The following is a 12,383-nucleotide window of genomic DNA, read 5'->3' as shown; positions in this document are numbered from 1 at the left end:
TTCCCCTCATTCATTGTTGTCCGGGTTGTCTGGTCCCTCTGCCAAACGCTGAGAGAGCTGTGCGATGGTTGGATAATTCCAAACGAGAACTGGCGGGACTGGAAATCCGAGCCATTGCTCTAATTTGTTAAGGAGGACGAGCGCATCGGCAGATTCTAAACCAAAACTCTCAAAAGAAGCTTCGATGTCGATGTCATCGAGATCTAGATCGAGGCGCGTGGCAAATTGTTCGATCAGCCAGTCTTGAATCGATTCGGCAGTTTGAGTAGATTGAGTTTTTAAATCTGGAGTCGGATGGCTCATAGATAATGCTCCTACAGCGAAAAAGTAAAATGAATACTCTCGGAGAAATTAAAATACTTATCGAATTATCGAATTGCGTATAGATTGAAGGTCTCAGCCGCTTTCAGAAACGGATCTTGTCGAACGAAAATTCTTCTGAATCCTCGATCGGTTAATAGGGCTTGAATTTTCTTGAGTCGGTCATTTTCATCATGGACCTCGACAACAACTCGATCGATCTTGGGCCAGTCTCGATCGTCTATCCCTAATAGCACATCTGCTTCACTTTTTTCAACATCTACCTTTAATAAATTAATTTTTTGAATATCGTACTCTCTAATAATATCTGACATTTTCTTGAGCTGACAACTGACGCTCTCGACTTGAAAAATCTGATTCAAATCTCGATCGATGAAAAACGGACGAAGCCAGGGTGGAACTAAAGAAAGCAAACGTCGGATATGACGAGGTGCGTGTTCGAGATTCTCGATGACGTTATTTCTGATGTCTGTTCGATATTCTTTCGAGTCAAAGGGATACATGGTAGAAAGTGCGGGTGCGTTTGGATGATACGCGAAATTTACAATTTTTGATGCGTTGGAAAGGCCAAAGGGAAATATTTTAATTTTTTGCGTTTCAAGTTGTGAGATGTTGAGTGAAAGAGCGTCGAAAATATTTGGAATAGGCTCGAAAGCATATATATCAACATCTCGATCGCACATTTGGTAGAGGTAAATTGAAAACAAACCAATGTTTGCTCCCACGTCAAAAACAGTATCTCCCTCGCGAACGCAAATGCCATTTTTGAAGTACTGCTGAACTTCTTCATAGAGAAACTCGGTTTCGTCAAAAAACTGGAATCCACCTTTTTGAGGGAAATGTATTTTCAACTCATTTAAGCTTTTCTTGGATAAAACTGAATTGCCCATAGCTTTAACCTATTCATGAATGATGTTTGGCGAGATTTTCAGATTGAAGCATGACATAATTTTTCCTAGCTTATTAACACTGTAAATAATTGGTGCTTTCCTCTTCTGCAATCGCGATCGACCTTTAGGCGAAAACAAAAAAACTTTGTTACATCAAACATTCTTCTCGTGCCTGATAGTGCGCCGAATCCAAATTTTGACATTCTAGAATTTGCTGCAGCATCTCGGGAATTTCAATTACAGCTCGATTTTCCATCGCAACCGTATTTGACTGGAGCTTTTTAAATAGAGTTGGATCGAGCATGCCCTCAACTGCTTTATCTATATTTCGGAAACTCTCGATCGCAATTCCCAATTGATACTGTCGAATCCAGTCCGCATTTGCCAGTTCGTGGGCTACCGCGTGTCGATTGCATTCCACAATGACTGGCAAGTGCATTGCAACCGCTTCGCTCACGCTATTGGCGCCTGGCTTGCCGATAAAGAAGTCAGAAAGTTTCATGAAATAGGGAACATCTTTCGTGAACCCTTCTACGTGCCGAACGAGCTGCGTTGAAGCATGACGGAGAGAAGCAACCACTTTTTGATGGTGTCCGCATAGAAAAATAAGCTGCACGTCTCGATGCAAGCGCTCTAGGCTGCGGGCGATCGCCAGCATGACATCAGATCCTTGACTGCCAAAGAAGACTAAGCCCGTCAAGCGATCCGGGTCGAGTCCCAAGCGTTGCCGTTCCGCTGGAATATCGAGAAGAGTGCTGTCGTAAAACTTGGGTAGAAGGGACATTCCCGACGTTCGAAAAATCTTTTCGGGTGCGACTCCGATATCCTCTGCTTGCCGCACGGCCTCTGCCGTAGGACACATCGCAAATTGGTCGATGCTCGGCTCGATGTAATGATGGGGCGGAGTATCGGCAAGGTCTGACAGCAGGGTTACAAAGGGAGTGTTGGGGTTGACCGACTTCAAGCTATCCCACAGGAGCTTGTTGTAAAGCGGAATCGTAGACACCACGATATCGGGCTGTCGATCTAGCCAGTATTGCTGGAGGCGCTTGCGCGCAATTGGATACAGGCCCCAAATCCTGAGTCGGGCCAGAAACATGGTGAGGGGGTAGATCCAAGTCCACCCCTTTGCAATGATTAAGTTGTTGTAGAAAAATCCTTCCCCTTGTCGGCCTGTCAATCGATAAAACGGGTCGATCGGGTCAAATATAGTCTTAGAGATGTTAAGGGTGCGTACCGTCCAGGAAGGATATTGTCGAGAGATCTCAACCGTTAAGGCTTCAACGACCGTACGATGTCCGCCTCCAGCATCAAAGGTTACAAAGTGAATTTGTTTGCTCATTTGTTTGCTCATTTGTTTTGGTGGCGATCGAGTCGTGCTTTATATCGAAATCTCTGCAAGGGAAGCAAAATGCTTCCCGCCTAATTGGATATCTCCAGTCGCGCATCCCGTCTTTAAGCGATCGAGTAAATAGTCGAGATTGGAGGCGATCGCGTTTGTCCCGTGGTCGGGTTCGATCGAAGTAATGAGATCGATCCGCTCGCGAGCGTGAGTTGCAACTCGGGCGAGTCCGAGAAAGTTCAACACGCCGGACTCGTAAGTACCGCAGGGGACTGAAGGATTGCTGGCACCCGTGCAATACTCGCCGGGTTCGAACCACTTCGAGGAGGGGTATCCGTGAAAGTGAACCATCGGACAACCGTTTTCGATGAGTTCCGGGATGTATAAAGCTGCAGAAAGGGCGATCGCCAGCATGACGTAGATATCGTAGGAAGGCTTGATATCCATGCGTTCGGGATCGATTCCCTGAGGAATCTGGAAAAACAATCCTTTCTTCAACCCAATGCGGGTAACGTCGCGATCGAGACTGAGGCCAGTCTTGTCGGAACCGGAACGGGAACTTACCAGCCAAATATCCGGGATCTGCTTAAAGCAATAGCCACCTTCCGCACCAGCAACGGTTTTGATATACCATCGTTCGGCTTTATTCTGTCGAACTTCGCCGACACCGAACCCTTCAACGGGCAGCAGATCGTTCCATTCTGCTTCGGTAATTTCTGAACTTCCAAAATATTGAGGCGGCTCGGCATAGGCGAGAAATCCGTAGGATACTCCCGTTCTCCCATTCACCAAGACATCCACCAAATCGCGATGAGACGGTCTTTTAACGACCTGGCTCAATTTTGAGCCGGAGGGAAACAACCCCGTCGCGGATAGCCCCTGCCCTAGCGAAACCAAGCACTTGGCATAGGACGACGCTTGAGGGTCGAATTGACCGCATTCAAAGCGGCTAATCGAAAGGGGAAGAATGGGGACAAATACCTTGGGAATTAATGAATTGAGGACAAAATCTTCAAGCCGAGACCTTGAAAAAGTAGAGTCGGAAAGATTCATGTTCAGGATTGAAAGTTCGTCCTTTGAAACTCCAATCGCAATTTCTGAAAACGTTCTGACTAAGGTATTGAGGCCGATCCCGATCTTTTTCTGATAGGGTACCCGATCGTTAGCGAGCTCTCGATCGAATTCGGTGAGCGAGATAACCTGAGTCTCTGTTGGGTTCTCTAGTTGCAAAGCAACGCGATCTTCTGCCCACCCCGTTAGCATCGCAATCCTCGAAACCGACATCTTCTTACCGCGCGCAAAAGAGCGTACGTAGGACAAGTAAAATAGTTCGGCTAAAATAATTCGAGCCTTGCTCGAGATGGAAGGTTTTTTGTCGATATCGACAACCGCATTAATTTCCGATTTAACAAATCTCTTTTTAAGCGTTATTTTCCAGCCTAAAATGGGTATTTTAAAATCGTAGGCATATGCCTTAGTCGCCTTTTGCCAGGGAACAACTCTAACGCCCAAAGCTTTGAGGGTGCGTTCTAACTCATAGCTAAAGGTCTGAAGCTCTGGTTTGGTTTGGTTCTGAGCGATGGGTCTAAACGCGACGGCTAGTTTTTGAGCCATATTTACAGCATCGATCGTGGGCGATCGATAGTCGCCGCAAGCCTCCGGACGGACGAGCCCGCTAATCAACCGACCGATGGTGTCTAGGCTAGGGATTTGCCCGTCATTTTTGAGTCCCTCAGTTTCGGGTCCCTCAGTTTCAGTAGCAATGGACTCCTCGGGCTGCTGGCGCAAGAACGATAGAATTTCGGGTTTGTATTCGCTTAACCGTGCCAGAATATCCTCCGTCAATACCGCTCGGGCAGAGCTAATTTTGATTTTGTTTTCGTTGACTTGAAATCGAACGCCTTTCTGCATCAGGTCGGTCATTAGCTCGGATACGTTCACGACTTGAACCTCTCATTTAGAAATAGGGCTTCCGTTGTTTCTGCGAACCAGTCAAATTTCAAAAACCTGCTCTGCTACGGTAAATTCTTCGACTAGCCGACGGGACAGCGATTCAACGGTAGGGTAGTGCCACACCAGAACTGGAGATAGTTCGAATCCAAATGCTTTCTCGGCTTTGCTGGCAATAATGAAAACCTGAGACGAATCCAGGCCGTAACTGTCAAACGGCGCTCGGACATCTACTCGATTGGGTTCTATTTGCAATTGTTCGGCAAGCTGTTGGATGAGCCAGGCTTGAATGGCTTCCGAAGATTCAGGCTCTCGAGGGATTGCATCGGGATTCGATTCGATCTTCATAATTCTTGCTAATTGAGATGAGTTGAAATAAAGGGTTTGCGGGCGGGTGATATCGATAAATCGGCGGTCGAGCAAAATTAGGACGCTCTGCTTTAGAAGACCGAGGTATTTGAATTCGCAAACTGTTGCGTGGGACTGTAGGGCTGATATTCAGCCAGTTTGATATCCCAAGGTCCTCTGACTTCATAGCGAATGCCGCGCCAACGGACATCGCGCATCAGCATGACGGAATACAGGGCAAGGGGATAGACGAACTGCATGAGGGGAATCGCCAATAGAATCTGGGCGAGATTTGCGGGAGAAAAGGCTGGAACGGGCTTTTCTCCGGGAGTTTTGAGAACTTTGCGGACGCAATCGTCTAAAACGACGAGAATCGAGAGCGATCCGAGTCCGTAGACGATGATTCCAATGGCGATCGCCGCGAATGCGCCCCATTGCCCTGTAAAAGCAGAAGCCAGGAGCAAACCGACGGACAGCGCTGGGATCGTGGAAATGATGGTTCCGTGGGCTACGATCGCCCACCATTTTGCGGGCGGGTGATAGAGCCGCACCATCAGAAGTTGTCGTTTCATCCAGCTAATGAAGCTTGGAAGTTCGCAGCTTTCAAAATTCCCCATCATGAGGGAAGGTACGAATGCGACACCTAACCCTTGCTCGCGAAATACGCCAGCCAGAACGGGAGTATCCGTGAGGGAGCGGCTCCAGCGCTCCAATAGAGGAGAGCGGCGCAGGATATCTGCCTTAAAGGCGATCGCACCGCCAAAGGGCATCTTGTAGGCATGCATCTGCATCACTGCCGAGGCGTTAAATACATACCGAACCAAAGACCCCCATTGGTTCCAAACGGGAACATACCAGCGGTTCCCAGAAGCCACGCCAATCCGGCTATCCGCCAAGGGCGCGACCAATTCGCGCAAATAGGTCCGATGGGGAACGACATCGGCATCCAAAATGGCAACGACCTGACAGTCTGGATCTAAATCGGACAGAGCCTGAACCAGCGAACTGCACTTCAGGCAGCAGGTTAACAGTCTGTCCTTTAGAGAACTCACCTGAACCGCAGCAGGATGCCCCTTTACCGTTCGTTCGACGACAGCCCAAGCCGGATCGTCCGGACTGTCGATCGTAATCCGCAAGCGGTAGTCTGGATAATCTTGATTTAACAATCCCTCCAGACAGGCGGGCAAAAACGGGTCGGCACCGCGCACGCACAAAACGACCGTTATCGGGGGTGTAGGGGCCTCGAGCGCAGCTTTGGCAGCCTGGGGCGATCTCGCCGCGCTCACATATTTGCCCACGGCGGACGCAAAGGCGAGCAGAAATGGCAATTGCACCAGCAATAGGCAGAACAATGCCAAACAGAGAATTGGGGCGAATTCATTCATTTGACAACTCCTCAGACAAAGGGTGCCGGACGGTATTGGCAGTAGGATGCGGGTAAATGCAACCCCTGAAGACTCAGACTTTGAAGGCGATATAAAAATGCAGCCCCGGCCATCAGGTGGTCGGCAATGTCGGCGACGCGGCGATTTTGGGGTTCGGCGAGGTAGGTGCCGCGCGCCCAGTCGTTGAATGCGCCCATGGCTGGGCCGCACCAGATTTGGTAGTCGATTTCTCGTCCCTGCTCTCCGGTATTGGACCAGCGGGAAGATAGCCCCAGATACCAGCGAAAGATCAGGGCCATCTTGCGCTTGGGATTGGCGATCGCCCGTTCCAACTGTTCTGGATCGCGCTGCTGGAAGAAGGCAACCGTTTCTTCCCAAATGGCGTCTAGTTCTTTCTTGAAAATCTGTTTTTCTAATTGCTCTCGCTCTTTAGTCGGAATGGCTTCAATGGAGTCGTAGGTTTTGTAAAGTTCGTAGAGTTTCTGCGCCCGCACCGGGAAAAGCGTGCCCCGCTTGAGAACTTGCAGTTTTACGCCCATCTCAAACATGTCTGCCGCCGGAGCCATCATTACATCGGGCATTTCCGCTTGTGCGAGGAGTTTTTTCGTGTGGTCGGAGGCTGCCGATTCCACGCAAGCCTGATTGATCGAGCCTGTGACCACGTAGGCCGCCCCCATCACGAACGCAGCTAGGACGGATTGCGGCGTGCCGATACCGCCCGCAACCCCAACGCGCACTGGGTTGGCATAGGCGTACTTTGCTTGAATCTCGTCGCGCAGCGCGATCAGAGACGGAAGCAAGCAGACCAGCGGTCGGTTATCGGTATGGCCGCCGGAATCCGCTTCGACGGTGAGATCGTCAGCCATCGGGACTCGTTCGGCAAGAGCGGCCTGTTGTTCGGTGATGAGTCCCTGCCCGACCAACTCCCGCAGGATTTTGGCTGGAGCGGGTTGGAGGAACTTCGCCGCAACTTCGCGGCGCGAGACTTTAGCGATAACTTTATGGCGCATTTGAATGCGGTTTGCGCTATCGAGGCTGAGTCCTGCGGCCCGGTAGCGGACAATGTTGGGCGTCAAGTCCAGAAAAGCGGAAGCTTCTACGGTTTTCACGCCATTGTTGATGTAGAAATCGACCGCGCGCCGTTCCATTGCCGGATCGTTGGGACTGTGAATCAAATTAAAAGCGTAAGGGCCGACCGGGAGCGCCTGCTGGATCCGATGAATGGCTGCTTCGATCCGGTTTGGCGGTAGGCCGCCCGCCCCGAAGGAACTTAAAATCTTCTCTTTGCCGAGGGCGATGACTAAGTCGGCACTGGCGATGCCGCCGGCCATTGCGCCAGTGGCATAGGCATATTTCACCCCGTGAAAGGTTTGAAATGTCGGATCGCCCAGTTGTTGGGGCAGCAAAGGCGGCAAGCTGGCCAGAGTCTCGACCGATCTTGCCGGGGGCGAAAACACTTTGTCATGGGTGATGCCCAAGCGTCCATCCACCTCAACCAAGTGGCAAGGCAATTCTAAACGCATTAATTTTGCTTGAATCCCTGCTGGATCGAAGGCGATCTGTTGCGCGGGATCTGTCCAAGCCGGATCGGTTTTGCTAGCCGCATTGCGGTTTAGATCGGCGGGAACGGTAGAGGGGCGATCGCGCCGGATCGGGCCTGTAATACTCGTCATGCTGCCTTCTCTCATAACTGAACTCCCAGATTTTCGATCGATGCAATGGTCTTATCTCTCAGCTTGACGAACGCTTTGGCCTTGAGAAAAGGCGTCGGTTCGAGACCGATTTCAAACACTTCTAGCTGGTAAATCAACTTGCCATGCAGGGGAACGACTTGCCCGCGACTGCGAGTGGTTTGGATGAGGTGCGGGATGGGGCGAAATTGCCCTTGGCGGGTACGAACTTGCAGCCCCAGAAACAACCCATAAAATTGCAACAATTGCATTGCTCCTTCGCCGATGGCGGTTCCGGGCATGCAGTAATCGTCTTTGAAGTGGCAGTTGAAATACCAATGCTCTGGATGCAAATCTTTTTCTGCCACGAGCATTCCCAACCCCCACGTACCGCCCTTAGGGCTGACCGCCAGAATTCGGTCGATCGCGCGAAAGGCCGAAGCTGGCAATCGCAACGATGGATTCTGCTGCTGGCTGGCGGCATAGGTTTCGCCAAAGCAGGCGGCCAGATCGCCCGTTCCAAGCCGGAGCAAATCTCGCTCGTGAAAGGACACTTTAGGACAGGTCAATAGGGGCGTAAATTGCGGTTTTTGCGGATTTTTGCGGGCTGCCAGTGCCAATTTAGGCAGGGAGATGCCCGCCGACTTCTTGAGGGTTTGCTCGGGAAACATACCCGCGCCGGCCTGGACGGTCAGGAATTTGCGGACTCTTGGTGCGTAGCTATCGCCCGCAAAGTACTCGCAGTCGTAAAAGCACAGGAGCATGCCGCTACTGCGGGTAAAGGAACGAATCCGAACCCAGCACCGAAAGGTTTCCCCAGCGCGGGGCGGGTCGCCTAAAAATTCTAGGGTGGTGTCTAGGGCGCGGAAGGCTTGCGCTCCCTTCGCCTCAAAATCGACGCCCAAATAGCTGAGCAACAGGATGATGCTCTGATAGGCCTCGACAAAAATTGACGCGGGAACTCGACCATCTACGGCATACCACGCATCGGCGGGAATGTCGTATTCCGTCTCGATACTGCACGGTTCGAACCGTCCCCGCTCGGCATGCAACTGCGTTACCCGACTGACGAATAAATAGGGCGGCATTGGCAGGCGAAGGCGCTTGGGGTAGGTATCGGCTTCGCCATAGCTTGGACCGAAGACAGACGCCAAGGTTCCCGTTGCAAATTCCAGGACTGCCGCTTCGTCTAGGACAGCGGGACTTTGAGCGGGGCGCAGAACCGTCGGGGACGGGTTGGGTGCGGGGGGTGCGTCCAACAACAGGGTTTTGGCCGTTGCCATTTGTCGTTCGATCAGTTGACCCATTTGCCGCAAGGATTCCTGCCGCAAGTCTAAAAAAGAAGCATGGGGATGACGGTGTCCTGAGGCATTACACTGGCCCCCCCAGCCCACGCCACTTTCCTCAAGTCGGGGAACCCGCCCACGGAAGTGACTTCCCAATTCTGGGGGGAGAAATCCGAAATCTTGGGTCGATCTCCCCCCAGAATTGGGGGGTCGGGGGGGCGAATGCAGAGAGGAATGCAGGTTTTCAGATGCTTTGGTCAGGGTTTCGGTGGACACCGACGGCGCGCCTGCCGTCGAAAAATTTGAAGTCTTGGCATGGACTTGTTTTGTACTTTGCCGTGCAGGAGTTCTGAAAACTAAGTCTCCTCGGACAGGAAATTTAGGCGGCAACGATGGCTTTCGTGGGGAGGGTAACCCAGGGGAGGATTGTCGACCCGAAGTACCTGCTTCAACCAGGATTTTCTCGGGGATGGGGTGGGGTTGTGCAAGCGGTTCGTACAGACAAGCCAAGTCCAGGGAAACGCGATGGCTGACGAGTTTGGCCAATGCCCTCAGGGTAGAGGTGTGGTCGTCAACGCCTCGGGTGTTGAAGGTAATAGCGGCGTGGTCTTCCTGCTTCAGGGTCTCGCGGATCCACCGCGAGCAAGTGCCCCCAGGCCCGAGTTCGATAAAGACCCGAGCGCCATCGTCGTAGACTTGGCGGATCAAACGCGGAAAATCTAAGGGCTGGCAGAGGGCTTGAGCGATGCTCTTGGCGATCGCCGAGCTATCCAAGCAGGTCTGCCCGTAGGTCGCCGCCGTATAAAACGAGAGCTGGGGGACTGGCTGTAGGGGTAAGGTAAACCAGTCCGACAGTTCGGAAAATTCCGAACTCATGGCCTCACAGTGGAGGACGTGCTTGGAAGGCGCTGGGAAATAGTCGCAATTGAGCGCTTTAATGACGCGCTGGCAAGCTTCGTCATCTCCAGCAACGACCACCTCAGTGGGGGTATTGATGTGAGTTAAATAGACTTTTGGTTCGGACGCGGACTCTTGGTGCGCAGCTATCGCCTCCCGGACCGCAGTCGGTTCGGCGAGGAGGACGTAGGTGCCCCAAAACTCTTTCTGGTGCGGCGTTTCCTCCAGAGGCAGTCCCCAAAACTCGCGCACGGTTTCCTTCGGGCCAGACAAGCGGGTTTTAAACAGCGGCGAGCGATGGAGGCGTTCGGCAATTTCGTCAGCGCTCGACCAAACTTGGAGCGCGTACATCATGCTGAATTCCCCCAAGCTATAGCCAAAAACTGACTGGGGTTCGAGGCGAAAATACTCCCGCAAAATCGTCGTAAAAAAGACCGCCGCACCCGTGCCGAAGAGCAACATCGTCGTGGCATCATCTTGGAGTTTCAGTTCCAACTGCTCCATTTGCCGCGCAGTTAGTTTCTCGCGGGTTCTGGGATAGACTTCCTGGGTCGCAATATCCATCAACTGTCGCATGCGATCGCTCGCATTAAAAACCGCCAAGGAATCCATTACTCGCGGAAACAGTCGGTTGATACTGTCGATCAATCCCATGTAGGAGGTAAACGCGCCGGGATAGACAAAGGCAACGCCCCCGCGCTGTCCCTGGGGATTGGGACTAAAGTAGCTGCCCAGCGGTGTCTTCCATTCGCTGCCTTTGTCAAAAGCTTGGGGAATCCCGGTTTGCGCACGTTGAATTTCGCGGCAGATTTCGGCTTTATCGCGTCCCAAGATGGCGATTGCGTAGGGCGCTTGAGATTGCTGCCGAAATCGATCGAACGCTTGACTGGCAGCTTGAGTCAGGGAGTCGGCATTCTCGACCGCAGCGCTCAGGGTTTCGAGTTGCGCGAGCAAGGCCGAGCGATCGCCCCCGGCCAGCGGGAATAAGTGCAGCGGCATTTGTTCTAGATAAGGACTCCGCAGATCCTTCGCGCTGGGTTCTTCCGACAGCAAGATATGGGCGTAGCTGTTGTCTTGGCCGATGCCGTTGATGGCAGCAGTGCGACGCGAAGCATTGGGCGGAATCAACCAGAGTCTAGAACGCGTCGGAATGTAAAACGGACTGGATTCCCACAATTCCGGCTGTTTGGGCGCGGTCCATTGAGGGGTAACGGGAAGGTATTGATGGTACAGGCAAAGCGCCGTTTTGATCGCGCTCGCGATTCCCGAAGCCGTGCGGGTATGGCCGATATTTGCCTTAACACTGCCGACCGCACAGCTGAGCTGGGGTGAGGTCGTGCGATACGCTGCGGTCAGCCCTCGAATCTCCGCAATATCCTCGGCTTCGATGCCGCTCCCGACCACTTCCACGTAACCGATCTGTTCGGGTTTGATATCCGCCTGCTCGAAGGCAATGCGACAGACCTGGGCAATCGCCTCCGATCGAGCTGTAGCGCTTCCCTGCACGCAGGCGATCGTCTCGATCGCCGCGTAAATTCGATCGCGGTCCGCTCGGGCTTTGTCGAGGCGCTTCAGCACCACCGCGCCCGCACCCTCTCCCGGAGCAACGCTGCGGGCATTGCGGTCGTAGCTGAGCGTGCGCGCGCCCGGATCGGTGGCGGCGGTGGCGGAACGTACTGGATTCGGCTCGATGCCGTCCAATAAATCGACCGCGCCGATCAGCACCGCATCGGCTTGGGCAGAGTGCAGGAGGGTTTGGGCGAGTTCTAGCGCCTTAAAGGTCGAGCTTTCGCCTGCGATGAGGGTAAAATCCGGGCAAGTCAAGCCCCACCTCGCGGCAATGCGCTGGGCTAGCGTCTTGGCGATCGCGTCGACATAGGCGCGATCGTCTCGATCTGGCGCGATCGGCACCATCGGCTGATGTTCGGCTGAAATCAGAATGGCAACCGTTTTCCCCCGACCGATACCCGCATCTTTTAAGGCTGCTTCGGCAACCTCGAGCAGCAATTTTTGCGAAGGCGAGAATTCAAGCAGATCGCTCGATCGCGCCGCAAACCCGAACAGGTCGATATCGGCGCGGTCGAGGTAGGCTCCCTCAGGGCGATCGCCGCTTTCAACGTCAGAACATAAGGAAGACCGCTGCCAATCTTTTGCATCTTGACAGCGGTGGGACGGAAAAGGAACAAAATGCTGCGTTCCGCAATGAATGCTGCGCTCGAGGGCATCCAAAGTGCGAAAAGCTCCGAACGCCGCATCCATGCCGATAATTGCCAACTTCTCCACGATTTTTCCCT

General features: G+C 52.7%; 8 protein-coding genes. All 8 read right to left on the bottom strand.

Features of this window, described 5'->3' with window-relative positions; all coding sequences use genetic code 11:
• Window positions 1-6: 6 nt before the first annotated feature.
• A complete protein-coding gene (locus R6H26_RS10025) occupies window positions 7-303 on the bottom strand; it encodes an acyl carrier protein (RefSeq protein ID WP_404790314.1) in 297 nt (98 codons plus the stop codon).
• 65 nt (window positions 304-368) lie between these two features.
• Window positions 369-1,211, bottom strand: a complete 843-nt coding sequence (locus tag R6H26_RS10020) for an FkbM family methyltransferase (protein WP_404790313.1) — start codon at window positions 1,209-1,211, stop codon at window positions 369-371.
• Between the two features lie 148 nt (window positions 1,212-1,359).
• Window positions 1,360-2,553 (bottom strand): glycosyltransferase, encoded by a 1,194-nt coding sequence (locus tag R6H26_RS10015; protein ID WP_404790312.1) that lies wholly within the window; start codon window positions 2,551-2,553, stop codon window positions 1,360-1,362.
• Between the two features lie 39 nt (window positions 2,554-2,592).
• Window positions 2,593-4,494 (bottom strand): hypothetical protein, encoded by a 1,902-nt coding sequence (locus R6H26_RS10010; RefSeq protein WP_404790311.1) that lies wholly within the window; start codon window positions 4,492-4,494, stop codon window positions 2,593-2,595.
• 51 nt (window positions 4,495-4,545) lie between these two features.
• Window positions 4,546-4,851 carry a phosphopantetheine-binding protein gene (locus R6H26_RS10005; protein WP_404790310.1) on the bottom strand — a complete coding sequence of 102 codons (306 nt, stop codon included), beginning with the start codon at window positions 4,849-4,851 and terminating at the stop codon, window positions 4,546-4,548.
• Window positions 4,852-4,943: 92 nt separating this feature from the next.
• Window positions 4,944-6,236, bottom strand: coding sequence for a glycosyltransferase (locus R6H26_RS10000; protein ID WP_404790309.1), 1,293 nt, complete (start codon window positions 6,234-6,236; stop codon window positions 4,944-4,946).
• Window positions 6,237-6,247: 11 nt separating this feature from the next.
• A complete protein-coding gene (locus R6H26_RS09995; protein ID WP_404790308.1) occupies window positions 6,248-7,909 on the bottom strand; it encodes a PfaD family polyunsaturated fatty acid/polyketide biosynthesis protein in 1,662 nt (553 codons plus the stop codon).
• Between the two features lie 11 nt (window positions 7,910-7,920).
• A complete protein-coding gene (locus R6H26_RS09990; protein WP_404790307.1) occupies window positions 7,921-12,372 on the bottom strand; it encodes a PfaB family protein in 4,452 nt (1,483 codons plus the stop codon).
• Window positions 12,373-12,383 lie beyond the last annotated feature (11 nt).

The organism is Altericista sp. CCNU0014, from assembly GCF_044923475.1.
Lineage (GTDB): Bacteria > Cyanobacteriota > Cyanobacteriia > Thermosynechococcales > Thermosynechococcaceae > JAAURS01.
Note: the sequence above shows the minus strand (reverse complement) of the source record. Positions and strands in the feature narration are given on the sequence as shown.